At 50.2% G+C, this 26971-nt stretch carries 25 protein-coding genes and 2 tRNA genes; 16 read left to right on the top strand and 11 right to left on the bottom strand.

The annotated features are described in order from the left end of the window. Window positions 1-38: 38 nt before the first annotated feature. From yfaE to ubiG, 4 genes are all read right to left on the bottom strand, one after another. Window positions 39-299, bottom strand: coding sequence for a class I ribonucleotide reductase maintenance protein YfaE (gene yfaE, locus SGR01S_RS16300; protein ID WP_037420919.1), 261 nt, complete (start codon window positions 297-299; stop codon window positions 39-41). Between the two features lie 3 nt (window positions 300-302). Beyond that, window positions 303-1433 carry a class Ia ribonucleoside-diphosphate reductase subunit beta gene (gene nrdB / locus SGR01S_RS16295; protein ID WP_061808010.1) on the bottom strand — a complete coding sequence of 377 codons (1131 nt, stop codon included), beginning with the start codon at window positions 1431-1433 and terminating at the stop codon, window positions 303-305. A gap of 70 nt (window positions 1434-1503) precedes the next feature. Next, window positions 1504-3792: a class 1a ribonucleoside-diphosphate reductase subunit alpha gene (gene nrdA / locus SGR01S_RS16290; RefSeq protein ID WP_061808009.1), complete on the bottom strand. Its 2289-nt coding sequence runs from the start codon at window positions 3790-3792 to the stop codon at window positions 1504-1506. A gap of 437 nt (window positions 3793-4229) precedes the next feature. Continuing rightward, window positions 4230-4955, bottom strand: a complete 726-nt coding sequence (ubiG, locus tag SGR01S_RS16285) for a bifunctional 2-polyprenyl-6-hydroxyphenol methylase/3-demethylubiquinol 3-O-methyltransferase UbiG (RefSeq protein WP_037421060.1) — start codon at window positions 4953-4955, stop codon at window positions 4230-4232. 212 nt (window positions 4956-5167) lie between these two features. On the opposite strand from ubiG, the gene gyrA reads away from it, so the two are divergent. Both gyrA and rcsC read left to right on the top strand, forming a co-directional pair. Beyond that, the gene (gene gyrA, locus SGR01S_RS16280; RefSeq protein ID WP_037420909.1) at window positions 5168-7819 is read left to right on the top strand and encodes a DNA topoisomerase (ATP-hydrolyzing) subunit A; all 2652 of its coding nucleotides are present in this window, start codon (window positions 5168-5170) and stop codon (window positions 7817-7819) included. Window positions 7820-7980: 161 nt separating this feature from the next. Then, a complete protein-coding gene (gene rcsC / locus SGR01S_RS16275) occupies window positions 7981-10851 on the top strand; it encodes a two-component system sensor histidine kinase RcsC (protein WP_061808008.1) in 2871 nt (956 codons plus the stop codon). A 52-nt stretch (window positions 10852-10903) separates the two neighbouring features. Here the strand turns inward: rcsC and rcsB are convergent, their stop codons facing one another. From rcsB to SGR01S_RS23860, 4 genes are read right to left on the bottom strand one after another with little or no spacing between them, the layout of a single operon-like run. Beyond that, window positions 10904-11554 carry a response regulator transcription factor RcsB gene (gene rcsB / locus SGR01S_RS16270; RefSeq protein ID WP_037420903.1) on the bottom strand — a complete coding sequence of 217 codons (651 nt, stop codon included), beginning with the start codon at window positions 11552-11554 and terminating at the stop codon, window positions 10904-10906. Further along, window positions 11547-14249, bottom strand: a complete 2703-nt coding sequence (rcsD, locus tag SGR01S_RS16265) for a phosphotransferase RcsD (protein ID WP_061808007.1) — start codon at window positions 14247-14249, stop codon at window positions 11547-11549. The genes rcsB and rcsD overlap by 8 nt, the downstream gene beginning before the upstream one ends. Before the next feature lie 21 nt (window positions 14250-14270). Next, on the bottom strand, window positions 14271-15425 hold the full coding sequence (locus tag SGR01S_RS16260) for an MFS transporter (protein WP_037420900.1): 1155 nt from the start codon (window positions 15423-15425) through the stop codon (window positions 14271-14273). Window positions 15426-15480: 55 nt separating this feature from the next. Next, entirely contained in the window at window positions 15481-15885 is a 405-nt protein-coding gene (locus SGR01S_RS23860) for a DUF4186 domain-containing protein (RefSeq protein WP_073963469.1), read from the bottom strand. Between the two features lie 711 nt (window positions 15886-16596). Between SGR01S_RS23860 and ompC the strand changes: the two genes are divergently transcribed. Beyond that, window positions 16597-17727 (top strand): porin OmpC, encoded by a 1131-nt coding sequence (ompC, locus tag SGR01S_RS16250; protein WP_037420895.1) that lies wholly within the window; start codon window positions 16597-16599, stop codon window positions 17725-17727. A 153-nt stretch (window positions 17728-17880) separates the two neighbouring features. After that, a complete protein-coding gene (locus SGR01S_RS16245) occupies window positions 17881-18297 on the top strand; it encodes a VOC family protein (RefSeq protein WP_061808005.1) in 417 nt (138 codons plus the stop codon). Here the strand turns inward: SGR01S_RS16245 and SGR01S_RS16240 are convergent. Beyond that, window positions 18291-18869: a TetR/AcrR family transcriptional regulator gene (locus tag SGR01S_RS16240; protein WP_061808004.1), complete on the bottom strand. Its 579-nt coding sequence runs from the start codon at window positions 18867-18869 to the stop codon at window positions 18291-18293. The two genes, SGR01S_RS16245 and SGR01S_RS16240, sit on opposite strands and share 7 nt — an antisense overlap. A gap of 112 nt (window positions 18870-18981) precedes the next feature. Here SGR01S_RS16240 and SGR01S_RS16235 point away from each other — a divergent pair, with 112 nt between their 5' ends. Beyond that, complete coding sequence (locus tag SGR01S_RS16235) at window positions 18982-19449, top strand: nuclear transport factor 2 family protein (protein ID WP_061808003.1); 468 nt, start codon at window positions 18982-18984, stop codon at window positions 19447-19449. A 6-nt stretch (window positions 19450-19455) separates the two neighbouring features. Here the strand turns inward: SGR01S_RS16235 and SGR01S_RS16230 are convergent, their stop codons facing one another. Next, the gene (locus SGR01S_RS16230; RefSeq protein WP_061808002.1) at window positions 19456-20358 is read right to left on the bottom strand and encodes a LysR substrate-binding domain-containing protein; all 903 of its coding nucleotides are present in this window, start codon (window positions 20356-20358) and stop codon (window positions 19456-19458) included. Window positions 20359-20437: 79 nt separating this feature from the next. Here SGR01S_RS16230 and blaSPR point away from each other — a divergent pair, with 79 nt between their 5' ends. From blaSPR to SGR01S_RS16210, 4 genes are all read left to right on the top strand, one after another. Continuing rightward, window positions 20438-21334, top strand: coding sequence for an SPR family subclass B3 metallo-beta-lactamase (blaSPR, locus tag SGR01S_RS16225; protein ID WP_061808001.1), 897 nt, complete (start codon window positions 20438-20440; stop codon window positions 21332-21334). 203 nt (window positions 21335-21537) lie between these two features. After that, on the top strand, window positions 21538-21867 hold the full coding sequence (gene osmE / locus SGR01S_RS16220) for an osmotically-inducible lipoprotein OsmE (RefSeq protein WP_037420878.1): 330 nt from the start codon (window positions 21538-21540) through the stop codon (window positions 21865-21867). A 156-nt stretch (window positions 21868-22023) separates the two neighbouring features. Further along, a tRNA-Ser gene (locus tag SGR01S_RS16215) sits at window positions 22024-22111 on the top strand. Window positions 22112-22117: 6 nt separating this feature from the next. Then, window positions 22118-22193 (top strand) — tRNA-Thr (locus tag SGR01S_RS16210). A gap of 136 nt (window positions 22194-22329) precedes the next feature. Here SGR01S_RS16210 and SGR01S_RS16205 read toward each other — a convergent pair. Then, on the bottom strand, window positions 22330-23016 hold the full coding sequence (locus SGR01S_RS16205) for a S24 family peptidase (RefSeq protein ID WP_061808000.1): 687 nt from the start codon (window positions 23014-23016) through the stop codon (window positions 22330-22332). Between the two features lie 175 nt (window positions 23017-23191). Here SGR01S_RS16205 and SGR01S_RS16200 point away from each other — a divergent pair, with 175 nt between their 5' ends. The 7 genes from SGR01S_RS16200 to SGR01S_RS16170 all read left to right on the top strand — a co-directional run bounded on the left by SGR01S_RS16200 (window position 23192) and on the right by SGR01S_RS16170 (window position 26962). Next, complete coding sequence (locus SGR01S_RS16200) at window positions 23192-23554, top strand: antiterminator Q family protein (RefSeq protein WP_061807999.1); 363 nt, start codon at window positions 23192-23194, stop codon at window positions 23552-23554. Window positions 23555-24281: 727 nt separating this feature from the next. Next, the gene (locus SGR01S_RS16195) at window positions 24282-24593 is read left to right on the top strand and encodes a phage holin family protein (RefSeq protein WP_061807998.1); all 312 of its coding nucleotides are present in this window, start codon (window positions 24282-24284) and stop codon (window positions 24591-24593) included. Next, window positions 24590-25030: a lysozyme gene (locus tag SGR01S_RS16190; protein ID WP_061807997.1), complete on the top strand. Its 441-nt coding sequence runs from the start codon at window positions 24590-24592 to the stop codon at window positions 25028-25030. Before SGR01S_RS16195 ends, SGR01S_RS16190 begins: the two co-directional genes overlap by 4 nt. A gap of 161 nt (window positions 25031-25191) precedes the next feature. Beyond that, window positions 25192-25581, top strand: coding sequence for a hypothetical protein (locus tag SGR01S_RS16185; protein WP_061807996.1), 390 nt, complete (start codon window positions 25192-25194; stop codon window positions 25579-25581). Further along, window positions 25578-25970, top strand: a complete 393-nt coding sequence (locus tag SGR01S_RS16180) for an HK97-gp10 family putative phage morphogenesis protein (RefSeq protein ID WP_061807995.1) — start codon at window positions 25578-25580, stop codon at window positions 25968-25970. The genes SGR01S_RS16185 and SGR01S_RS16180 overlap by 4 nt, the downstream gene beginning before the upstream one ends. A 44-nt stretch (window positions 25971-26014) precedes the next feature. Beyond that, window positions 26015-26470: a hypothetical protein gene (locus tag SGR01S_RS16175; protein WP_061807994.1), complete on the top strand. Its 456-nt coding sequence runs from the start codon at window positions 26015-26017 to the stop codon at window positions 26468-26470. Window positions 26471-26596: 126 nt separating this feature from the next. Next, window positions 26597-26962 carry a phage tail protein gene (locus SGR01S_RS16170; RefSeq protein ID WP_061807993.1) on the top strand — a complete coding sequence of 122 codons (366 nt, stop codon included), beginning with the start codon at window positions 26597-26599 and terminating at the stop codon, window positions 26960-26962. Window positions 26963-26971 lie beyond the last annotated feature (9 nt).

Raw genomic sequence — 26971 nt, 5'->3', positions numbered from 1 at the left:
CCCAATATATCGAGATTATTGAAGAACACTCTTGGAAATCACAGTTCCAGTTCGATATCGGTCAGTGGCATGCAGCAGCAAGGCAGGATTTCACCGTCGTTGATAAACGCCAGCGGTTGTTGGTGATAAACCACCTCACCTTTCACCAACTTCAGACGGCAGGCACCGCAATAGCCTGAGCGACACTGGTATTCCACTTCAACGTCGTGCAATTCCAGCACATCGAGCAGACAACGTTCATTCTTGGGGCAGGGTAGCTGCGTACCTGCGGTACGCAGCGTCACGATGGATGATGACATCGCTTAGAGTTCGAAGTCGCTCAGGTCGTCGGCATGTACTTCCGAGTCGATCTGGCCTACCAGGTAGGAACTGACCTCCACTTCCTGCGGCGCAACCTGTACGTTGTCGGAGACTAACCAGGCGTTGATCCACGGGATCGGGTTAGAACGGGTTGCGAACGGCAGACCGAGGCCAACAGCCTGCATGCGGATATTGGTAATGTATTCCACATACTGACACAGGATGTCTTTGTTCAGACCAATCATAGAACCGTCACGGAACAGGTATTCTGCCCACTCTTTTTCCTGCTCTGCCGCCAGCACAAACAGGTCGTAGCATTGCTGTTGACACTCAACGGCGATTTCTGCCATTTCTGGGTCATCTGCACCAGAACGCATCAGGTTCAGCATGTGCTGGGTGCCGGTCAGGTGTAATGCTTCGTCACGGGCGATCAGCTTGATGATTTTGGCGTTGCCTTCCATCAGTTCGCGTTCCGCAAAGGCGAATGAACAGGCGAAGCTGACATAGAAGCGGATCGCTTCCAATGCGTTGACACTCATCAGGCACAGATAAAGCTGCTTTTTCAGCGCACGCAGGCTGATGGTCACGGTTTTACCGTTGACCTGGTGTGTGCCTTCACCCAGCAGGTGGTAGTAGCTTGTCATCTCGATCAGATCGTCGTAGTAGCCGGAAATGTCTTTCGCGCGCTTGAGGATCTCTTCGTTGGTGACGATATCATCAAATACGATCGCCGGATCGTTGACGATATTACGGATAATATGGGTATAAGAACGGGAGTGGATGGTCTCGGAGAATGACCAGGTTTCCACCCAGGTTTCCAGTTCCGGGATTGAGATCAGCGGCAACAAGGCCACGTTCGGGCTGCGGCCCTGAATCGAATCCAACAGCGTCTGGTATTTCAGATTGCTGATGAAAATGTGTTTCTCATGATCCGGCAGTGCCTGATAGTCAATACGGTCGCGGGAGACGTCAACTTCTTCAGGACGCCAGAAGAAAGACAGCTGTTTCTCAATCAGTTTTTCGAAAATTTCATGTTTTTGCTGATCGAAACGCGCAACGTTAACCGACTGACCGAAAAACATCGGTTCCAGTAACTGGTTGTTTTTGTTCTGAGAAAATGTGGTGTAAGCCATAAGCCTGAATCCATTAGTGCCGTGCTGAATTAGAAGGGGCCGGAAGAGTTCCGGCCCGCTGTGTCAAACTTTAGATCTTGCAGGCGCCGCTTTCGCAGTCATCATCGCCTTCTTTAGCTGGCAACAAATCTTCCTGGACATCTTCTGCACCGTCGCGGGTGTTCTGATAATACAGCGTCTTGACACCAAACTTGTAGGTGGTGAGCAGGTCTTTCAACAGCTGCTTCATCGGCACCTTGCCGCCCGGGAAACGGGTCGGATCATAGTTGGTGTTGGCAGAGATCGACTGGTCGATAAACTTCTGCATCAGACCGACCAGTTGCAGGTAACCGTCGTTGTTCGGCATTTCCCACAGCAGTTCGTAGTCGTTTTTCAGACGCTCATATTCTGGCACGACCTGGCGCAAAATACCGTCTTTCGACGCTTTGATACTGATGTGACCACGTGGTGGCTCGATGCCGTTGGTGGCGTTGGAAATCTGCGAAGAGGTTTCCGAAGGCATCAGCGCTGACAGGGTGGAGTTGCGCAGACCGGTTTCCACGATCTCTTTACGCAAGGTTTCCCAGTCGTAGTGCAGTGGCTCCTGGCAGATGACATCCAAATCTTTCTTGTAGGTGTCGATCGGCAAGATACCCTGCGAATAGGTGGTTTCATTGAACCACGGGCACGCGCCTTGTTCCTGAGCCAGACGGTTCGATGCCTTCAGCAGGTAATACTGGATAGCTTCGAATGTCTTGTGGGTCAGGGCGTTAGCGCTGCCGTCAGAGTAACGCACGCCGTTCTTCGCCAGGTAGTAAGCGTAGTTGATCACGCCAATACCCAGGGTGCGACGACCCATCGCGCCACGGTGAGCGGCTTTGATTGGGTAGTCCTGGTAGTCCAGCAGGGCATCCAGTGCACGTACCGCCAGGGTAGCCAACTCTTCCAGATCGTCAAGGCTTTCGATAGCGCCCAGGTTAAAGGCCGACAGCGTACACAGGGCGATTTCGCCATTTTCGTCGTTGACGTCGTCCAGCGGCTTGGTCGGCAGAGCGATTTCCAGGCACAGGTTAGACTGGCGCACCGGTGCGATCTGCGGATCAAACGGGCTGTGGGTGTTGCAGTGATCGACGTTCTGGATGTAGATACGGCCAGTTGAGGCACGTTCCTGCATCATCAGTGAGAACAGTTCAACCGCTTTCACACGTTTCTGACGAATGCTGTCGTCTTGTTCGTACTGGGTGTACAGACGTTCGAATTCGTCTTGATTGGCGAAGAACGCATCATACAAACCAGGAACGTCAGACGGGCTGAACAGGGTGATGTCCTGGCCTTTGATCAGGCGCTGGTACATCAGGCGGTTCAACTGCACGCCATAGTCCATGTGACGAACGCGGTTGCCTTCAACGCCACGGTTGTTCTTCAGAACCAACAGGCTTTCAACTTCCAGATGCCACATTGGGTAGAACAGGGTGGCCGCACCACCGCGAACACCGCCTTGAGAGCAGGATTTTACCGCAGTCTGGAAATGTTTGTAGAACGGGATACAGCCGGTATGGAAGGCTTCACCACCACGGATCGGGCTACCCAGCGCGCGGATGCGGCCGGCGTTGATGCCGATACCGGCGCGTTGCGAAACATACTTCACAATGGCGCTGGAGGTGGCGTTGATGGAATCCAGGCTGTCACCACACTCGATCAGCACGCAAGAGCTGAACTGGCGGGTTGGGGTGCGCACGCCGGACATGATTGGCGTAGGCAGTGAAATCTTGAAGGTGGAAATCGCGTCGTAGAAACGTTTAATGTAATCCAGACGGGTTTCACGCGGATAGTTGGAGAACAGGCAAGCCGCCACCAGGATATACAAGAACTGCGCGCTCTCGTAGATCTCACCGCTGACGCGGTTCTGCACCAGATATTTCCCTTCCAGCTGCTTAACAGCCGCGTAGGAGAAATTCATATCACGCCAGTGATCGATAAAGGAGTCCATCTGCTCGAACTCTTCAGAGCTGTAGTCTTCCAGCAGATGCTTATCGTACTTGCCCATTTCTACCATGCGCGCCACGTGATCGAGCAGCTTTGGCGGTTCAAATTGACCGTAAGCTTTTTTGCGCAAGTGGAAGATAGCCAGGCGTGCTGCCAAATACTGATAGTCCGGCGCGTCGCGCGAGATCAGATCGGCTGCAGCTTTGATAATGGTTTCATGAATATCAGCGGTTTTGATGCCGTCATAAAACTGAATGTGAGAACGCAACTCTACTTGAGAAACCGAGACGTTGTTTAACCCTTCCGCGGCCCAGTCGATGACACGGTGGATTTTGTCGAGGTTGATGCGCTCTTTACGGCCATCGCGTTTAGTTACAAGCAGACTTTGGTTCATGTGGTGTTTTACCTGTCCGTATGGTGCCCCTAAGCAGAAGTGTAGTAGCTCTGCTCAGTATGTAAACACTATATATAGGGGTTGTATGTCGGTGAGGTAACAAGATAGTGAGAAAACAGGGCGTTTGCAAGTGAACAAAAGTGGCCTAATTTGTGGATAACTTGGGGGTGAAATGTGACTTGTCTTTGGAAGTGCGCGCTGTGACTGGCGCGACAAGCTTGTCAATAAGTGGGATAAGAATTTCCCTATAATCAGAAAAACGTGATCGTTTGCCGCTTTATTAAACGTTAGAAAAAAACGGCATATTGATCTGATTTAATATTCTTAAAAACTGTTTACAACGGTGATTTTGATCGAAACCGGATAAATTAGGTATTTATCTTAATGTTAGCTACGCACCGGAGCTGGCAAGCCAGTCCCGGCGCGGGATGGAAGACTCAGCCTTCGTGCTGCGTATGTACCATGTAGTTCACATCAACGTTACGGCCCAGTTTGAAATGGTCGGTAATCGGATTGTAATGCAGACCAATCATGTGTCTTTCGCGTAGCGGTGTACCGTCAACCCAGCCGATCAGTTCAGAAGGGCGAATGAACTTCTTATGATCATGTGTACCCTGTGGCACCATTTTCAGGATGTATTCTGCACCCACTACCGCCATCAACCAGGCTTTGGTGTTGCGGTTGATGGTGGAGAAGAACACGTGACCACCTGGTTTCACCAAGTGAGCACAGGCGCGTACCACAGAGGCTGGATCGGGGACGTGTTCCAGCATTTCCATGCAAGTGACGACATCATACTGTTGCGGATTGGCCTGTGCATGGCTCTCTACTGTTTCCTGTATGTAATTCACCGCCATGCCGCTTTCCAGCGCATGCAGTCGAGCGACCTGTAGCGGTTCTGCCCCCATGTCCAATCCGGTGACCTGAGCGCCTTCACGCGCCATGCTTTCCGCTAAAATGCCGCCGCCGCAGCCCACATCGAGCACTTTCTTGTCAAAAATGCCACCGGCACGCTGCAGGATGTAGTTCAGGCGCAACGGATTGATACGGTGCAGCGGTTTGAATTCACCTTCCAAATCCCACCAGCGTGAGGCAACGGCCTCGAACTTGGCGATTTCATGATGGTCTACGTTTTGCGCTTGGCTGGATGATTCTGCATTCATGGGCGTATTTAGCTCCTGGTTCTCGTTGCGCGGATTATACATGTTCCAGCGCAGCACCGTCTGCGCCGATGCATTTTTACTGCACATATATGCACAATTTCAGTTAAAGAGCGGCGGTTATTTTCCCGTAAAGCGTGCTTTGTGATATAGTTTTACACCTTTGCCACTATGGCAGCGGGCAGATGAATCATTAGTAGAGGGATAGCAGCTCCATGAGCGACCTTGCCAGAGAAATCACACCGGTAAACATCGAAGACGAGTTGAAAAACTCGTATCTGGACTACGCGATGTCCGTAATTGTCGGACGTGCGCTGCCAGATGTTCGTGATGGACTGAAGCCGGTGCATCGCCGCGTACTGTACGCGATGAATGTACTGGGTAACGACTGGAATAAACCATACAAGAAATCGGCCCGTGTCGTCGGGGACGTGATCGGTAAATATCACCCTCACGGTGACAGCGCGGTTTACGACACCATCGTGCGTTTGGCCCAACCGTTCTCGCTGCGCTATATGCTGGTGGACGGTCAGGGTAACTTCGGTTCCGTCGACGGCGACTCCGCTGCGGCAATGCGTTATACCGAAGTGCGCATGTCCAAAATTGCTCACGAACTGCTGGCGGATCTGGAAAAAGAAACCGTCGACTTCGTGCCTAACTATGATGGCACCGAGCAGATCCCAGCCGTCATGCCAACCAAGATCCCGAACCTGCTGGTAAACGGCTCGTCAGGTATCGCCGTGGGCATGGCGACCAATATTCCGCCACATAACCTGTCAGAGGTTATCAACGGTTGTTTGGCGTATATCGATGATGAAAACATCAGCATCGAAGGCCTGATGGAGCACATCCCGGGGCCAGACTTCCCGACGGCGGCAATCATCAATGGCCGTCGCGGTATCGAAGAGGCGTATCGCACTGGGCGTGGTAAAGTTTATGTCCGCGCGCGTGCCGAAGTAGAAGCCGACGCCAAAACTGGCCGCGAAACCATCATTGTTCACGAGATCCCGTATCAGGTGAACAAGGCGCGTCTGATCGAAAAGATCGCCGAGCTGGTCAAAGAAAAACGTGTGGAAGGCATCAGCGCGCTGCGTGACGAGTCTGACAAAGACGGTATGCGTATCGTCATTGAAGTCAAACGTGATGCGGTCGGTGAAGTGGTGCTGAACAACCTGTACTCGCTGACTCAGCTGCAGGTGACCTTCGGTATCAACATGGTGGCATTGCATCAGGGACAGCCGAAACTGCTGAACCTGAAGGATATTTTGCAGGCGTTTGTTCGCCACCGCCGTGAAGTGGTTACACGTCGTACCATCTTCGAATTGCGTAAGGCCCGTGATCGCGCCCATATCTTGGAAGCGTTGGCCATTGCACTGGCAAATATCGATCCGATTATTGAAATGATCCGTCGTGCGCCAACCCCTGCGGAAGCCAAAGTCGCGCTGGTTGCTCAAGCGTGGGAACTGGGCAACGTGAGCGCCATGCTGGAACGCGCCGGTGACAATGCTGCTCGTCCTGAGTGGCTGGAGCCGGAGTTCGGTATCCGTGACGGTAAGTACTACCTGACCGAGCAGCAAGCTCAGGCGATTTTGGATCTGCGTCTGCAGAAACTGACCGGCCTGGAGCATGAAAAGCTGTTGGACGAATATAAAGAGCTGCTGACAGCGATTGCTGAGCTGATCTTTATTCTGGAAAACCCAGACCGTCTGATGGAAGTGATCCGCGAAGAGCTGATTGCAATCAAAGAGCTGTATAACGACGCTCGCCGTACTGAAATTACCGCCAACACTTCAGATATCAATATTGAAGACCTGATCAACCAGGAAGACGTGGTAGTTACGCTGTCGCACCAAGGCTATGTGAAGTATCAGCCGTTGAGTGACTATGAAGCGCAACGACGTGGCGGTAAGGGCAAGTCAGCTGCACGTATTAAAGAAGAAGACTTTATCGATCGCCTGTTGGTGGCCAACACCCACGATACGATCCTGTGCTTCTCCAGCCGTGGTCGTTTGTACTGGATGAAGGTGTACCAATTGCCTGAAGCCAGCCGTGGTGCGCGTGGGCGTCCAATCGTCAACTTGTTGCCGCTGGAAGCCAATGAGCGTATCACCGCCATTCTGCCTGTACGCGAGTACGAAGAAGGGCGTCACGTGTTTATGGCGACTGCCAGCGGCACCGTGAAGAAAACTGCCTTGACCGAGTTTAGCCGCCCACGCAGTGCCGGCATCATCGCCGTTAACCTCAACGAGGGTGACGAGCTGATTGGTGTTGACCTGACCGATGGCAGCAACGAAGTCATGCTGTTCTCTGCCAATGGTAAAGTGGTTCGCTTCCCAGAAACGCAGGTGCGTTCAATGGGCCGTACTGCTACCGGTGTTCGCGGTATCAATCTGGGCGAAGGCGACAGCGTTATCTCCCTGATTGTGCCACGTGGTGAAGGCGATATCCTGACCGTCACCCAGAACGGCTACGGGAAACGTACCGCTGTGACCGAATACCCGACCAAGTCACGTGCCACCCAAGGGGTTATCTCCATTAAGGTGAGCGAGCGTAATGGTCAGGTTGTTGGTGCGGTACAGGTCGAAACGACCGATCAGATCATGATGATCACCGATGCCGGTACGCTGGTGCGTACTCGCGTATCTGAAGTCAGCGTGGTTGGTCGTAATACCCAAGGTGTTACGCTGATCCGTACTGCTGAAGACGAGAACGTCGTCGGCCTGCAGCGTGTTGCCGAACCGGTGGAAGACGAAGAGCTGGACAGCTTGGAGCCGGGTGCGGAAGGCGTAGAAGAAGATGCAGCGCCGCTGGACGAGGGCGATGATGATTCTGACGCGGTAGACAATGCGGATGATGATAACGCCTAAGCTGTAGGGGCAGCGTGTCTCCCCTATTGCATTGGTATAAAGGGCCTGGCAGCGATGCTAGGCCCTTTTTCAGTTATATGGTTTAATTACCAGACCCAAACCAGAGATCCAGTCTCTGATATGAATTCGCTGGTCGCCACTTACTTTTGTATGGTATCCGATTGAAATATTTAGCCTCTTTTCGTACCACGTTAAAAATATCCCGCTATCTGTTTCGGGTACTGGCGATTATGTTGTGGTCGTTGGGAGCGTTGCTCACCACGTTCTATATCCTGAATATCCTGCACCAGAAAGAATCTGATATCCGGCAGGACTACAATTTGAATTTTGATCAGGCCCAGGGTTATATCCGCCATTCTGCCGACATTATTCGTGATATTAAGTACATGGCAGAAAACCGTCTCAATGGTTCTGTCAACAGCCTGGACATGTTCAACGGTATCTTCCCTGGCAAGAGCAGTTCACCGGAGTTCTTCCCGTTGTATCCGGAGTCCAACTGTTCACTCAACATCACATACCGCAGCTCGCTTAATTCGCTAAGCGGGTTGATTCAATACTGGAAAGAGAATTTTGTCGCGGCCTATGATCTCAATAGGGTGTTTTTCATCGGCGGCGACAGCTTGTGCATGGCGGAGTTTGGTGGCAGCAGTGGTGTCACCAACCGTGCAGATGCGCTGAAGACCCTGCACGAGCGCATCCTTAAATATCGCAATGCCAAAAACCAGGACAAAGACAATAACCTGTACTGGATCAGCCCAAGCCAGCAGCGGCCGGATGTCGGCTATTTGTATGTGCTGACACCCATTTATATAGGCAACAAGCTCGAGGCATTGCTGGGCATTGAGCAGACGATACGTTTAGAAGATTTCGTCACCGCGGGCAATTTGCCGATTGCAGTGACTCTGCTGGATGAGAATAACGATCCGATATTGCGGTTGGCGGATGGCGAGCGCGATGCGCAAGTGTCTGGCAGCTACCCAGACGAGCAAGCCTATTTTGGCTATGTGGATAATTACCGCGACCTGATCATGAAAAAGGCGCTGCCACCGTCATCGCTCAGTATTGTGTATTCTGTGCCAGTGAAGACCGTGGTTGAGCGTTTCAAGATGCTGATACTCAATGCGGTTTTGCTCAATTTGCTGTCCGCCATTGTGCTGTTCACGTTGGCCTGGTTGTTTGAGCGGAAAATGTTTTTACCCGCGGAAGACAATGCGTTCCGGTTGGAAGAACATGAGCAGTTCAACCGCAAAATTGTTGCTTCGGCACCGGTGGGGATTTGTATTTTACGCATCAGCGATGGCACTAACATTCTGAGTAACGAGCTGGCGCATAACTACATCAATTTACTGACTCACGAAGACCGTGATCGCATCACACGCATCATTTGCGAACAGCAGGCAAATTTTGTCGATGTGATGACCAGTAATAACAATAATCTGCAAATCAGCTTTGTGCATTCCCGTTACCGCAACGAGGATGTGGCGATCTGTGTGTTGGTAGACGTCAGTGCTCGCGTGAAAATGGAAGAATCGCTGCAGGAGATGGCGGCGGCGGCAGAGCAGGCCAGTCAGTCGAAGTCGATGTTCCTGGCGACGGTGAGTCACGAATTACGCACCCCCTTGTACGGCATCATCGGCAACCTCGATTTATTGCAAACCAAGGCACTGCCGCAGGGTGTTGATCGGCTGGTCAATGCGATGAACAACTCCTCGGGACTGCTGCTGAAGATCATCAGCGATATCCTCGATTTCTCCAAAATCGAGTCCGAACAGTTGAAAATTGAGCCGCGTGAGTTTTCCTGTCTGGAAGTGATTACCCATATTGCCGGCAACTATTTGCCGTTGGTGGTGAAGAAACGCCTGGGGTTGTACTGCTTTATCGAACAAAACGTACCGGAACGTATTTCAGGCGATCCAGTGCGGTTACAACAGGTGTTATCTAACTTGTTGAACAACGCCATTAAGTTTACCGATACCGGTTGTATCATTTTGCAGGTGTGCACGCGTGGAAGCTATCTGGAGTTCAGCGTTCGCGATACCGGCGTCGGCATTCCCGAGAAAGAAATTACTCGCTTGTTCGACCCATTCTTCCAGGTGGGGAGTGGCGTTCAGCGTCATTTCCAGGGGACTGGGCTGGGGCTGGCGATTTGTGAAAAGCTGATCAACATGATGGATGGCGACATTGCTGTTGAGTCTGAGCCGGGATTGGGCAGTTTGTTTACTATCCGTATCCCTCTGTTTAATGCACAGTTCCCGATCCCGCAGGCCAGTGATACCTGGCAAGGTAGAACCTTGTGGCTGGATATCCGCAATCAACGGCTAGAAAGCTATCTGATGGAAATCCTGGGCGGTTATGGCGCTAGGGTGTTGCGCCATCAGGGAGAGGAGACTGCCGCCAGTGATGTGATGCTCAGTGACCATCCATTGATGGTCAGTACGCCTTTGCTGGCGCAGATCCAATTCTCTATTGAGCATATTGGCCCGTCGCAGGAAACCCGGCCGGGTTACTGGATGCACAGTACGTCGACGCCGCGTGAAACCCTCACGTTGCTCAACCGGCTATTTGGTACCCTTGATGAAAGTGGCAATACCCTGATGCAATTGCCGTTGCCGGTTAAGGCCAGCAAAGTAGATAACGGCGATATACATTTGCTGGTGGTGGACGACCATCCGATTAACCGCCGGTTGTTGTCCGATCAGTTGAGCTCGTTGGGGTACCAGGTAGTGACGGCCAATGATGGTGTCGATGCATTAGATGTACTCAACCACAACAGGGTCGATATTGTGCTGACCGACGTTAACATGCCGAACATGGACGGGTATCTCCTGACTCAGCGTTTGCGTCAATTGCACTTTACCTCACCGGTAATCGGCGTGACGGCGAATGCGTTGGCGGAAGAGAAACAGCGCTGTATCGAGGCGGGGATGGACAATTGTCTGTCCAAACCGGTGACGTTAGAAACGTTAGATCAAACGCTGGCATATTACAGTCAACAGGTACGCCGCCTGCGTGTCGAGCAGGAGAACGCTTAAAAGCAAAAGGGCGCGGCATAATGCCGCGCCCTCTGTGAAAAACCGGACGACTTTAGTCTTTGTCCAGCGGTGCCATGCTGACAGAAGAGAGGTAGTTGAGCAGTGCGATATCGTTCTCAACACCCAGCTTCATCATGGCCGATTTCTTCTGGCTACTGATGGTTTTGATGCTGCGATTGAGTTTCTTGGCGATCTCAGTCACCAGGAAACCTTCGGCAAACAGGCGCAGTACTTCGCTCTCTTTCGGTGACAGACGCTTATCACCGTAACCACTGGCGCTGATTCTCTCCAACAGTTTGGAGACGCTTTCCGGCGTGAACTTTTTGCCTTTCTGCAATGCGGCCAGCGCTTTCGGCAGGTCAGTTGGTGCACCTTGCTTCAACACGATGCCTTCAATATCCAGATCCAACACGGCACTAAGAATTGCCGGGTTGTTGTTCATGGTCAGAACGATGATCGACAATTGCGGATAATGGCGTTTGATGTATTTGATCAGCGTAATGCCGTCGCCATACTTATCACCAGGCATCGAAAGATCGGTGATCAGGACGTTAGCGTCCAGTTTGGACAGATTGTTGATCAGTGCTGTTGAGTCTTCAAACTCCCCAACGACATTCACCCATTCAATTTGCTCAAGTGACTTCCGGATGCCAAACAGTACGATAGGATGGTCATCAGCAATAATTACGTTCAGGTTATTCATGTTGTTGGCTACCTTGCTGCAGCAGTCTACTGACGAAAAAATCAATCTGACTGATGTTATTCTCGATCTTGAGCGCATCACCGTCTGCGATGTGCTGTTCTAACGATTCACACAGTTGCTTACCGGGAAGCAGATTTAACATGGCAAACACGCCTTTTAGGCGATGTGCGGTCTGTGACAGAGCATTGAAATCACTGCTGCCCGCCTCAGTATACAGTTTTTTGACATCGTCGGGTACTGTATCGACAAACAGGCCATAGTAATCACTTGATTTCAATTGTTTTTCATAGAGTTGGATGTCATTTGTGGTCAGTGAAAGCGCACTTTCCTGCTGTTCCAGAGCGGCCATTTGCTGTTCAATCAGCATTAATACGGCGTCGATCATTGCACCACTCAGGTTATAGTTTACTCGAATGTACCGTTTTTCAAGCTGTTGCCATCCGGCCTCATCGCTAGTCAGCAGCAAGGTATAATCGTCGGCTCGTTGTGGGTTATCCGTCAGTAGCACGTCGTAATCGCGGTTGATCTGACGTTCATCGGCAATGATGCAGCTTGCGCCATAGGCATGCAGCAAGTGCGTAACAATGCCGCGGACTTCCTCAGAGGTGATGTCCAGCAGCGCCGTTACGCCATCGAGCAGTTTTTCCTGTGCTTCCGCATCCTTTTTTTCCATCTCCATCGGCACGCGAATGGTATAGCGGGTACCGATATCCACCTTGCTGCGGATATCCAACTGTCCGTTAAGCTTTTTGCACAGTTGGTTGCATAGGAAGAAAGTGAGGCCGGAACCATGATTAAAGCGATCCACCAATGTCTGACTGAGGAACGGGTAGTTCAGATTGCTGATTTCCTCATTGGAAATACCGGAGCCGGTATCATTAATATGGAACACCAGACGGTCGGGGTGTTCCGGTTCATGATCGATCACCAGTGAAATCTTGCCACAGGACGTCGTAATAATGGCGTAATGCACCAACAGTGAAAGCACTTTGCGTAACGCGTTGGCGTCCCCCACGTAGTGCTGTTCAACATCAAGCTGGAAATGGTTAAACAGCGTCAGCCCTTTCTGATTGATGGACGGCAAGGATTCACGCAGTAACTCATCAATCAAGACCGACGGACTGAAGGGATGGCGCGAAGGTTGCCAGTCCTGGGTTTCCAGACGGGTGAGCAGGGTGATATTTTCAATCAGCCCCAGCACCGATGAGGATTGTGCCGTCAGTTGTTTCAGAAGTGCTTGCTGCTGTTCTTCATCCGGCTGGGTACGTAGGCGGTCGGCCAGGTCATGCATTTGACGCACTGGCTGGTTCAGCTCAATACCCAGGTTATGCAGCATCAGCTTACGTGCCTGTACGTTCTTGTCGTATTCGCGTTGTGCTTGCTGTAGGCGCTTGTTCACCATCACTTCCTTGTCCTGATCATTGAGCAGGAACAGATAGGTTTCCGGTGACAGTTGGCTACGGAAGATACGAATCTCATACACCTCATTGTTGACTGTCGCCTGGATAACGCCGTGGTGCTGTTCGGCCATGTGGGCGATTTTTTGCAGGCTGAGGTGAGGTAGCAGGTGTTGGGCAATCTTATTGCTGGCGATCACTGTGTTACTGGTGAAGTTATACACCAGCAGGCCGGAGGGTAAACTGGCGATGATTTCCTGATTCAGTGCGCGCTCGGTTTCCAGCTCAACCGCCATATTTTCGCTCGGGCGAATGTATTGGCGACGGATAAAGTAAATGCCCACCATCGACAGCGCCAACAGCAACAGATTAATGACGATCAGCCAGATATTGTTACGTAGTAGGTCAATGGCCAGGTTGATTGCAGAAACGCGATAAACCACTTTCAGCGGCGCATTGGGCAGTGGGGCGCTGAACTCGACCCAGTTGCCGGTCATTGAGACACCGGCATTGGTAGCCGTATCTACCGAAACGGCGCTGTCATCCAGGTTCATATCGTCAGGCAGCAGCATAAAGTTGGCGCGGGCCATATTGATCGGGATGATGTCATTAATCGGTAGATCAAAGGCGATCACCGTGGCCAGATGCCCCGGTTGGTTAAAGGTGGTGCGGATTGAAAATGAATAAGCATTTTGGAAGCGCTGCTTACGCAGGGCAGAGAAGCTTTCACGTTCATCGAGCATGTTAGCCTGCTGCAGCATCTCTGCCCGGCGATCCTCTGCCGACGTCGTCAGGTAACTTTCTTTGAAGCGTGAGGCCAGTTCTTTCAGCGGTTGAGTGGTGATTAAACTCAGGCTGTTATCCTGACCATTGAGGTAATACATGGCGTAATTTTCAGTTTTGGCTCCCCAGCGGGTATCCAGATAGTCTGAAATATTGGCGATCATCGCCAGGGTGCCTTCTTCATGGCTGCCAAAAATAATCGCATCCGTTTTTTTATGCGGTTTTTCCAGGTAATAAACGTCCGGGCGCAGCCGGGTTTCCTGCAAGCTGGGATCCACGTTCAAAGATGATGCATTGCCGAACTTGTCGTAGATCTGATAGGTGACGTAACGGTAGCTATCAATGCGTTTTTGCAAGGCATTGGCGATGCTATTCAGTGCATACTTTTTTTCTGCCAGCCAGGCATTGGTATAGTTGTAGCCATACAGGCCGATAGCAATCGTCAGCAGTACAGAAAATAACAGGAAGCAGCGGGTAATGTTGCTTGAGCTAATCGTCAGTTGTTTATTTTGCATAGTTGACTGCGCATTCCTGAATCAACGGGTTACGGCTCTGGCGCTGGCGGTAACCGCCAGAAGTAATACTGCAACGCAGGCAAAAGCCGCTGTCAGACTGGAGAATTGTGCGATAAACCCGATCAGCGCGGGCCCAGCGAGAATACCTGCATAACCCACTGTGGTGACGGAGGCGATGGCCAGGTTTGCGGGCATATCATGCTGATTGCCTGCTGCACTGAACAAAATCGGTACCACATTAGAGGCCCCAAGGCCGACCAGCATAAACCCTACCAACGAAATTATGGCGTTATTGAAGACAATAGCCAGACTGAGGCCGATCGCCGCGCATAGACTGCCGAGCAGCAATACCTTATATCGACCCAGCGTGTTCACCACCCGATCGCCGTTCAGCCTGCCGATGGTCATGGTGATAGAGAATAATGCATAGCCCAGCCCTGCCTGACTGTGATCGACTCCCCTCAATGTGGTGAGGAACAGCGCACTCCAGTCGAGCATCGAACCTTCGGCGAGAAACATAATAAAGCACAGAATACCGATAAACATGACCCAACCGCGTGGCAGCACGAACATTGGGCCACCTTCTTCGCCGCCGCTTTCACGCAGTAAATTACGGCTGGCTAGCATCAATAGTGCGGCAATGGTTAATACGGTGATCCACGTTGCCAGCAAGGGCGATAATCCCAACCATAACATCACGCTGACTCCGCCGGCACCGGCAATGCCACCAACGCTGAAGAAACCGTGGAAACCCGACATCATTGCTTTGCCACTGGCGCGTTCGACCACCACTGCTTGTACGTTCATCGCCACATCAATCATGCCGATCGCCGCTCCAAACAGCAGCAGGGCAAGCGCCATACCTGTCGTGGTATTCATCAGCACCAGCAGGGGTAAATCAATACACAATGCCAGACCGGCCAGCAAAATAACCGGGCGACAGCCTAACTTACCGGTCAGATAACCGGTTAATGGCATTGCCAACATCGAACCGGCACCAATGCACAACAACAGCAAACCCAGGGAGCCGTCATCTATACCAATACGTGCTTTGGCAAATGGCACGAGTGGTGCCCAAGCGGCCATGCCGAAACCGGCAACAAAAAAGGCCAATCGCGTGGCTATCTGCGCCGGGACGCCAGGTTTTTGCTGTTCACTGCACAAGGTGGATGTCATGTGGGCATCAGGATCTATTGTGGGAGTACGGGCTAAAAGTTATGGAGTGTTTTTATCACAATCCGCGATCCGGGTCGAAAGGATTTGCGCTGTCATCGGCCTTTACACTGGCTCTGTGTTCCAACCACAGGGCAATGACATCCACAATATACAGCTTGTGTTGTTCGTCCAGTGCTTGGCCTTGTGGAATATTATGCCATTTGGCCAGGCAGCCGCGGCAACAGGTGGCTGTGGCGTGCTGGGCGACAAATACCGGATGTCCTCGCATGGGCGTTTGTTTGCCGTCATTTTTTGGAAAGGGTGCGGCAAGTCGTTGTTCGATAAAGTCTCGTGCGTGACTGAGGATCAGCGGCAGGCCTTTGGTTTCAAAATAAAGTTGGTCTTTGACGTTAAGACGGAACTTGGCGCGGAAAGGGGAACTCTGTAGCCGACGCCATAGCGCTTCGGGTTGAAGTAGCATAGGTCATTTTCATTTGGGTATTTATTGCAGACTATCAAAATAGACACTGTGCGGCCAATGTTGCCGTCTTAAACAGTTTTACAGCCCAAGTGGTAGGTATTTAAGCAATAGAACGCTTTCCAAATTAATGCGCTTAATATGTAGACTATAATAGAAGAAAAGATTAGCGATTAGTGCGGAAGTTAATTAGCGGGATGATCTCTATAGGTGATTATTTTTTAGCGAAAAGTGCGGTAAAAGCAGAATATGAGAAAAATGTGAGGCAATAAAAAACCGGCCAGAAGCCGGTCGAAGTGTTCAGAAATTATCTTACAGATAATGAAGGTAATAATGAAAATAATGATGATAGCGGGATTATTATAACGGCAGTGTTAAGCGGTGTTTTTGGCACAATGTGCTTATTGGAAATGACTTTTGTATGGCAGTCTGTTTTTTCTTAAAGTTTTGTATAACTACATGATTTTATATCTATAAGTGTATTTTTTGGCATTATGTGCCTTATTTTGTTTGTCTGTAATGTTTTGTGGAAGTTCGCTCAAGTTTACATTTGGAAACCTTTATTAATCACAATGAAACACTATCGGATACTTGGTATCATTTTCTTTCTGGATTAATATTACCCTTGTTACCAGAATGGTAATGCACAGTCGTGCTAATAATGCTCAAAAGGGCAGTGGCCATAGCTCGACATAATTAACGAGGATAATAACAATGAAACTTCGAGTACTCTCTCTGATAGTACCCGCTCTGCTGGTTGCAGGCACAGCAGGCGCGGCGGAAATCTACAACAAAGACGGTAATAAACTGGATTTGTACGGTAAAATCGATGGTCTTCACTATTTCTCCGATAACAGTGGCTCAGATGGTGACATGTCTTATATGCGTTTCGGCCTGCGCGGCGAAACACAAATCAGCGATCAACTGACCGGTTATGGCCAGTGGGAATATCAGGCCAACCTCAATCACGCGGAAAGCCAGGACAACAAAAACTTTACCCGTTACGGTTTTGCCGGTCTGAAGTTTGGTGACTACGGTTCATTCGACTACGGTCGTAATACTGGCGTGCTGTATGACGTAGCCGCTTATACCGACTTGCAGCCTGAGTTTGATGGTTCCACATATGGCGCTGACCAGTTCATGTTCCAGCGTTCTAGCGGTTTGGCGACTTACCGTAATACCGACTTCTTCGGTCTGGTAGACGGCCTGAACTTTGCCCTGCAGTACCAAGGTAAAAACGGCAGCGGTGAAGAGTCTAACAATGGCCGTGATGTACTGGGTCAAAACGGCGACGGCTACGGCATGTCGGTGAACTACGATCTGGGCTATGGCATCAGCGCTGCAGGTGCATTCTTCAACTCTAAACGTACCACCCAGCAGAACGGCGGTGACGGTTACAGCGGCATCATGGGCCGTGGTGATCGCGCAGAAGGTTATTCAGGTGGTCTGAAATATGACGCCAACGACACTTACCTGGCCGTGATGTTCACTCAATCCTACAATGCTGCACGTTTCGGGTCTTCAAGCAGTGATGCATATGGCTATGCCAACAAGGCACAAAGCTTCGAAGCCTATGCACATTACCAGTTTGACTTCGGTCTGCGTCCATTTGTTGGTTATAACCAAACTAAAGGTAAAAACCTGGGTCTGGCAGCTAACGGCAAGGATTATGGCGACGAAGATCTGGTCAAATTTGTGGACTTGGGTACCAGCTACTTCTTCAACAAAAACATGTCCACCTACGTTGACTACAAAATCAACCTGTTGGATGAGAATGACTTCACCAAAGCTGCCGGTATCAACACCGACAACGTGGTTGCCGTGGGCCTGGTTTACCAGTTCTAAGCAACAGAGTGTGAATGTGACCACGCGGCCTTCGGGCCGCGTTTTTTTTGCCTGTGATTTGGCACGAATTGATATTAATGCGGCACGGATTGCCATTTTGATGCTCTGTCGTTTACCTAAACTTCCTCTATACAAATAAATCAGGAGGTTAGTATGGAACTCAATATTGAGCGGGTGATTGAAACCGTGTTGTATGTCAAAGATATCGAGCGTGCCGCTGCTTTCTATCAGGAAGTGTTAAAGCTGCCGGTTATGGTGGCTAACGCGCGTTTCCGTGCCTACAACGTGGGTCAGCAAAGTGTGTTGTTGTTGTTTATTGAGGGTGATTCTGTAAAGGGGGCACATTATCCCGAAGGATATATTCCTTCACATGATGGCAATGGACCGCTGCATATTGGACTTGCGGTGACGAAAGAACAGTTGCCGCATTGGGAGCAACACCTTACGGTGCATGGCATTGAGATCGAAGGGCGCATGAGTTGGGATCACGGTGGTGAAAGTATCTACTTCCGGGACCCCGACAATCATCTGTTGGAGTTAGTGACGCCGGGGATCTGGGCCAATTACTGAGTGTTCCAGACTGTAGCCAGCGTCTTCAACATCTCTCCGAGCAGCAGCAGTGCATGCTGTGCTTGCTGCTCAATTTGTACTTTGACGATCGCTCCGTCGATCAGCATCGCCAGTATCTCTGCCCGTTGTTCCTGCTGCGGGCCCGCGGGAAGGTGGCGGGCTATCTCTTCAGCCATCTGTTTTTTGTGTTGGTGCGCGATGTTCAGGCTTTCCGGCAGCATCTCTGCTAGTTCGACTGCCGTATTGATAAAAGCACAACCGCGATATTGTGGATCGTTAAACCACTCTTCAAAACAAGGTACCAAAGCGAGCAGCACATCCCCACGCTGGGCCACATGTTTCTCCAGCGATGCGCTGAACCAACTCAACCATTGTTCATGGCGGTAAGCCAGGAACGCTGCAATCAACTCGTTTTTGCTAGGAAAGTGGCGATAAAACGTGACCTTAGCCACACCTGACTCGCTAATAATGCGATCGATCCCGGTAGCACGTATCCCTTCACGGTAAAACAAATCGTGGGCTGTCAGCAGAATACGCTGGCGCGGCGGTAGAGTGTTGCTGGCGACAGGCATCAAACATCTCCAGAAATATTGATTACAGTGATTGTAGACAAGTCTGTCTACATACGCTAGCTTAATTGCGTAGACAGACTTGTCTACATGATTAAAACCTGAGAGGTGAGTGATGAGCATTAAACCCCCGTTACCCCCGTTTACCCGTGAGTCGGCTATTGAGAAAGTCCGGTTGGCTGAAGATGCCTGGAACAGTCGCGATCCTGAACGGGTGTCGCAGGTCTATTCTGTGGATACCCACTGGCGTAATCGGGCTGAATTCGTTGATGGCAGGGATGCTGTGTGTGCATTCTTACAGCGCAAATGGGCGAAAGAATTGGAGTATCGGCTGATTAAAGAGCTTTGGGCATTTGATGGGGCGCGTATTGCGGTTCGTTTTGCTTACGAATGGCGTGATGATTCCGGCAACTGGTACCGCAGTTTTGGCAACGAGAACTGGGAGTTTAATCCGGACGGTCAGATGATTAACCGACATGCTTGCATCAACGATATGCCTATCCGCGAACAGGATCGCCAATTCCACTGGCCGCTTGGCCGTCGTCCGGATGATATTGCGGCGCTGAGTGAGTTTGGCTTCTGATTGTTGTTACTGATAATAGGGCCGCAGTTCTGCATGAAGAGTGGATATAAGCCTTTTTTTCCACTCTATTTCACCCTGACGATAATGTGAAAACAGATGGCCAACCGCCAGATTGTCCTGAATGGGGAGTGCGCGTAGCCCTTGTTTATCGGGTTGGGCGCTGAACCAGGGCAGCGGAACGACAGCCATCAAAGGGGCCGTCCGCAGCACTGGGGGTAATTGAGCGTAATCGGCACAACTGAGCTGAATTCTACGCTGCAACCCCTGTCGTTTTAATTGGCGGTCCAGCTCATTTTCTTCCTGCGGCCACGGATGGCAGTAATAGTGTGCGTAGTCCGCCAATTCGCTGAATCGCAGTCCACTCTTATGCTGTAACGCCTGATGCAAGGGCTGCCCGAATACTGCTACCAGACGCGTACTGCCAATGAGTTCATAACGCAGTGCACTGGTTCGCTGTTGGTGATCGCCGACGGCGATCACCATATCGATACTGCCTTCAAGGAGTTCATTTCGCCATGAACGCCGCTCAAAATTCTGACAGCGAATATCTGCATTGGCGAGCGTGCTTTTCTGCGCCAAAAGCGGCAGTAGAATCGGATGCAGTGCAGGAGGGGCGACTAAGGTGAAGTGTCGTGGCGTGTCCTGCATATGGCCGAACAGTTCATTGTCCAGCGAAGAGAACAGCGGCGTCAGCTTCTCTTTCAGCGATAGAGCAAACAGGGTTGGGACTTGGGTATGCCCCTCTCTGCGGAATAGCGGCTCATCCAGTACCTCACGCAGGCGGGCTAACGCATGGCTGACTGCTGAAGTGCTGATGCTCAGCTTGTCCGCTGTTTTCTGACTGGAGCCCGTGATGGTCAAGAGATAGAGCACTTTCAGCAGGTTCATGTCCATTTGCAGGATGTTCATTAATGGCCTTATAAATTGAATACGCCTCAATATTGCTCTGAGTATACTTCAGCCCCGTTTACCTCCATAGAATTGGAATATGAAAAAGAACATTGGTTTTTTGGCTGCCATGACTATCACTTTGTGTTTCAACGCACAGGCACAGCTCAATCCCGCACAGCCGCTTTCCAGTGCGCCTCCGTATACATTGTTTGAACAATGGGCGCAGCCGGTCGCGCCATTCCAGATGTTCCCGCATGTTTATTATGTCGGTACCAGCAACCTTTCATCTGTATTGTTGAGCACCCCGGAAGGGTTGATTCTGATCGACGCTGCATTAGATGCCAGCGCACCAACGATAAAAGCGCACATTGAGGCGTTGGGCTTCGACATTAAGGACTTGCGTTATATCCTCAATAGCCATGCACGCCTTGATCAGGCTGGTGGTATTGCGCGGTTGAAGGCGTGGAGCGGTGCGAAAGTTGTTGCCAGCGCCGCGAATGCCGAGCAGCTAGCGCTGGGAGGAAAGCAGGATTTTGCTCTCGGTGATGCGCTGAGCTTCCCACCAGTGAAGGCCGATATTATTGTTGGTGAAGGCGACAGCATTACATTGGGCGGTTTGACGTTAACAGCGCTGATGACGCCAGGTCATCTGCCGGGGGCAACCTCGTGGCTAACCACGTTACATCAGGGGGAGCAAAACTACCGACTGGTCTATGCCGACAGTCTGGCAACGCCGGATTATTATCTGATCGACAATAAAAACTACCCCGATTTGGTGCAGGATATTCGCGGTAGCTTTGCTCGACTTGCGGAGCAGCAGGCAGATATCTTCATCGCCAATAAGGGAACACGCTTCGATCTGGAAAATAAAATGGTGCGGCTGCGAGCAGGGGATTTGGATGCTTTTGTCGATCGTCAGGGGTTGCAGCACTATGTGAAAGAATCACAAAAAGTATTTGAGGCGCAGTTAGCAAAACAGCAGAAGGATATTTAAACCCCGCAGCCGGGGGGGCAGATCCGGCCAAGAAGGAAATAGTGGTCGATCGCCGTAGGCAAATGCTGGTGTTTTGGGCGTGACCTGTTGCGTTATCTGCTGACAAAATGAAAAAGCGCACCGAGAGACAAAGCGGCATTTGTCGAAAAGCCTTTCTTCTTCTAGAGTTAGGGGACAATAAACGCACTCTAAGAGGACAAGCTATGACGAAGAAGCTGGTTTTAGCCGTTTGCACAGCGGCGGCATTTTCCATCCTGGCTGGCTGTACTGCGTATGACCGTGCCGCCAGTTATGTTGATGAGCCGGTGGTCAGCGACGTAAAAGTAGGGATGACCAAGCAGCAAGTTCGGGCCATTGCGGGCCCACCGTCAACCACAGCTACCCTGGTTCATGCACAAGGCACATGTGATACTTATGCGGTGGCACCGCGTGACGGTAAAGTGCAGACCTATTTTGTCAGCTACAACGATACCGGTCATGTAATGAATAAAGGATATCAGACCTGTTCAGACTATGACTCCCAACCTAAATAATCTGTCTGTTGCTGAATAATTGAGCCCCGCTTATGCGGGGTTTTTCATTTTTTAACCACTGACGGCACGAAGTTTAACCAAACGCACTTTTTCCTGCATTTTTTCGAATGAAACGATAGACATTTCATAACGGTAGCGCTAATATCTGCGCCCATTGGAAGGATGGCCGAGTGGTTTAAGGCAACGGTCTTGAAAACCGTCGAGTGTAACAGCTCCCAGAGTTCGAATCTCTGTCCTTCCGCCAAATTTAGCCGGCTTAGCTCAGTAGGTAGAGCAACTGACTTGTAATCAGTAGGTCACCAGTTCGACTCCGGTAGCCGGCACCATATAAGTTGTACTGACGTTTCACAACGTCTACGAACCCCAGTAATCTTTAAGATTGCTGGGGTTTTTCGTTTTCCGGTAATCAATTGAAAGTCAGTGAGTTATTTTGGTCGTCGGGGAAGTGGAATAACGATTTTACTAAGGGAGCCAGGCGCCCAACACTACTCCAAGGATATCGTACTCATTACCATTCAACGGGGGGAGCCCAGGCATAATCCCCTTAAGCCATTTATTTTCTGCGTCTTCGACATAAATTTTAAAGACAAGATCGTCAGAGTCTTGTTTTTTGGCAATGACTTTGTCACCGGAAACTAATTCCGTCACTCCATATGTTATTGGTTCTACAAGTATTAATGATCCTTTAGGGTAATTTACACCCACAGAACCACTCATCGTGTTGTCCCGCACCGTCAGCCAGTAAGCACTGGAGCTGCAATTAACGACGGCAGGGTATTTTACGATGCTGTTCTTTCGATTTTTGCCATACAACAAAGGCAATTCCCACTCCAATAATGGCAGAGTTCTAATATGGGCATCTTGGTTTTGCTGTAGGGTGCTGGGGCTACGGCGTTTTTCAGGTTGTTCCAAGCCATCAAGCCAGCCGATTTGGATAGAGAAAAATTGCTCGATCCTTCTGGCCATATCTCCGCTGATACCTTTCTTGCCTTTTTTACCAGCTGGATAGAGCATTCTGGAAACGTAATCAGCAGCGATGCCAAGGGCTTCTGCCAGACGCTTCTGTCCCCCAACGCCAAGGCTACTGATCAGGGAGGAAAGACGCGCCCGTCGTGTTTCCTGTAGTTGATTTTTCTGCTCGTTTTTCATAGGGCCATCGTACCCAAATTTACCGTTAGGTAAATGACTTTCTGGTGTTGATAAAAAAATACCTTTGGGTATACTTAGTACTGTTTATTTATACAGTAATTGGTTGGGGTGAGAGTTTCTCAACATTTGGTGACACGGAGTCATTGGCGGTTTGGCAACCCCCGGAGAGGTCAGTATGAGAGATATGCACAAAATTTTGGAACGGTGGGGAGTGTGGGCCCGTGATAGCAGCGGGATTGACTATTCTCCAATTGCCGCTGGGTTTAAGGGATTATTGCCGCATACTTCATGTGGTGAACTATCCTGCTGCGATGATGATGGGTTGGTTATCGACGGCTGCGTCATTCGCTTGAAGAAGTACAAACCTGAAGAGTTCGATTTGTTGATTGCACATCATGTCTATGGGGTATCGCTTCGCAAAATAGCGAGAAAGAGAAAATGCTCAGATGGCACGATACGAAAAGAGATGCAAACTGCTGAAGGTTTCGTGGGGGGATGTCTGGCGATGCTGGATGTGAAGTTGAGTATGGATTACTGAAATTCTCTAGGTACTTTTTATTCCCCTCGTTGTGTTGGCATTATTTTAAAGAGAACAAAATTATCAATTGAAAGCTGATTTTTATTCTGAATAAGTGGGTAAAATTTTAATAATAAAAAGCTAACGCGTACGCAAAAATTCTTGTAGTCTGATATTAGTGATGAGTCAGTACGCAATTACCCAATCATAAACCTCGCCAAGGCGGGGTTTTGTTTTTTTATCTCATCTTTTAAATGCATGATTGATAAAAATAATTACAATTCAGCGTGTTACATTTTTATCGTGAAGCATCAGTAATGTCATGTTGTTATGTTTTTACATAAAAACTAACGCGTACGCAAAAACACTGATAATCTGATATAAATGGCAGTTGCTTGCACGGTAGTGGAAATTTTGTTACGTCGCTGGTGTTTCTTTTTAGGGCTAAAATAGTTTAAAAAAAACTAACGCGTACGCAAAAATGGCTGTAATCTGATAAAAGTAGTTAATTGTTTGACGCAATAACAAAATTTAAAATATCGCTTTAGCGTAATTTTATTTTTTTAGCCTGTGGGTTGAAGTTGCAGTATGAGGTCGCCAGCTATTGGTGATTTTTACGATATTTAAAAAATGTAGTATGCCGATATGATGTGAATATTGTATCAGTCAAAATGAGGCCACCTTCGGGTGGCTTTTTTATTTCAATTTCCCGATGTTCGGGCAATGCCCCGGTAGTGGGAGGGAGGTTATGAAAATGCCCTGGAAAAGTGAGCCTAACATCCTCTCTATGCTGATCGCCGTTGGCATGACTTTGTTGGGCGCCATAGCCAGTTACTCATTCAAGGTATTGAACGGTGAGGCGTTCAGTTGGCGAACGCTATTTCTACAGCTCTTTGTCTCTATTTTCGCCGGCCTGACCATGGTGATGATTGCGTTGCATTACGACTGGCCATCGGAGGTGATGGGCGGCGTTTGCGGCATGGCTGGTTGGTCAGGCGCGTCGCTGATTAAATCGTTGGAACGCCGATTTCTCAACAAAGTGTCAGGGGGAAGCCAATGAAACTCAGTAAAAACGGAATGGCGCTGATTAAGCATGCGGAAGGGTTGCGCTTGAAGGCATATCAGGACTCGGTGGGTGTCTGGACCATCGGTTATGGCTGGACGCATCCGGTAGAGGGCAAGAAAATCGGCCCAGGCATGCAGATTAATCAGACGATGGCTGAACGTCTACTGAGGTGTGGCCTTATTCAGTTTGAACAAGGCGTCAATCAATTGGTGAATGTATCCATCACCCAAGGGCAATTTGATGCTCTGGTGAGCTTTGCTTATAACCTCGGCTTACGTTCGCTAGCGTCCTCGACTTTGCTTCGCAGAGTGAATGCTGGTGATAAGCAAGGTGCAGCTAACGAGTTTGGTCGGTGGGTAAATGCCGGTGGTATAAGACTCGATGGTTTGGTGGCAAGGCGCGCAGCGGAGTCTGCATTGTTTTTATCCTAAATTCCCGCTCCTTCTTCCCCAAGCTTTCTATTGCTTGCTGAATGCTTATGCCGCAGTGCTTCTTATCGTAAAAAACCATGAATACCGATAGACCACGATGTGCAGCTCGTCTGCACCTCAAGCTACTCGACTTCATATGACAACGGAGGCTGATGCTCATAATGATTGAATTTGAAATTAAAACTGCGCTGGAGGAATTAACTCATATGCCGGTATATCCACTGGTGCTGTCGGATCCCGGACTAGAAGGCGTGACTTATCAGAAAATCAGCGATTTGAAGCTTAATACCGGTTTGGTTAATACCTCGCTGGTGCAGAGTCGCTTTCAAATCGTGCTGTACGTTATTGATGACTACGCCCGGTTAATCGCGCTGGATAAGATCATTCTTACCGCCTGGGAAGGGATTCAGCATGGTCATATTGGGCATTGGCCGGTGCAGGCCGTGACACGCAGCACTATCTTGCAAGGTGCCACAACGTTGGCGGATAACCGCATTCAATACCGCATGGTGCGCGATTACATCATTTGTCATTCGGAGAATGCAGCGTGATCGGTGCCAACGTTTCCGGCATGGCTGAGCTGGCACGTAGGTTGGAGACCGTGAAGCGTGATGTCGCCTCAAGAATTCTGCATGACGCCGGATGTTCCGCTTTGGCTCCGGTACTCAGGGATATGCCGCAGTATATCGGCGATAGCGCAATGGAAAACAGATCATATTTGCGCGACAGCATCGCCATCATTTCTGGTGTTGCCGGTTGGGGAGTACTGACCCTGCGTGTCGGCCCCAGTAAACAGCATTACCAAAAAGCATTGGCACAGGAATACGGCACGGCATCTCAAGCTGCCGCTCCATTTATCCGGCCAGCACTGGATCACAACAAAACTCAAGTGTTACGCATCCTGGCGGCCAACATCCGCTATGGCATAGAAAACCGGTAGCGACTGCTACCACCATCCTTCATCAAAAAAGAGAGAGAAAAATTATGGCTGATAAAACTTCGCCAGAGTACGCCATGCTGCCTGCTGGAACTATCGTTAAGTGGGGCACAGTAGGCGCCACGCCGGCGACGATGAAAGCACTGACGAACTGTAAAGCAGTAGGTGAAATGGGGCAAACGGGCAGTTTTGTTGACTGCACGACGCTGCTTGATACCACGAAACAGTTTATTTCCGACCTGCCTGAGGGGGCTGAGAAATCCCTTGGCTTTATCGACGATCCTGCCAATACCGATTTTGCTGCGTTCCTGAATGCCGCAGATAAGCGTGAAACCGTGCAGTTTTATGTTGAGCTGCCGAATGGTCGCACTTCCACTTCTATCCTGTCTTTGTCCGGTTGGAAAATGAATGAGATCACCGCCCCAGCGAGTGAAGTTATTCAAATTACCGTACAGGGCAAACAGAACAGCAACACCTGGGGAGCGGTAACAGCGAAGGTGTGACAAACCGAAAAGTCGCGTTGAGTGAACTATCGTATCCAGGCGTTTGGCGCGATGTTTTGCGCCGCAGGCAAGTATGACCTGCGGCGATCATTTGCATAAATCACGCATTATGAACAAGGAATAATCATGACTGAGAAATATGATCTTAAGGCCCTGAAAGCGGCGCTGTTGAAATCCGACGACCATGTGATTGAAACGCAAATTTTTGGCACCAAGACCTTCATCCGTCGGTTGAAAGCCGCGGAACTGCAGGAAAACGAAGATGGCATGAAAGCCGCCATCGACAGCGGCGATATGAGCCAGGCGGCAAAGCTCAACGTTCAACTCCTGCTGTCTTGCTTTATGACTCCGGACGGCAAACGCATTCCGGCCAGCGCGTTGCCCAGCGTGGATGAGCTGCTGGTGGCGCACGACAACCCGACGCTGGTCGAAGCCATCGGTGCCGTCAAACGCCATGCGGTCGGCAGCCTGGAGGAAGCGGAAAAAAACTGACTGACTCGC

Source organism: Serratia grimesii NBRC 13537 (assembly GCF_001590905.1).
Classification (GTDB): Bacteria; Pseudomonadota; Gammaproteobacteria; order Enterobacterales; family Enterobacteriaceae; genus Serratia; species Serratia grimesii.
The sequence above is the reverse complement of the archived record's forward strand: the minus strand, read 5'-3'. Positions and strand labels throughout refer to the sequence as shown.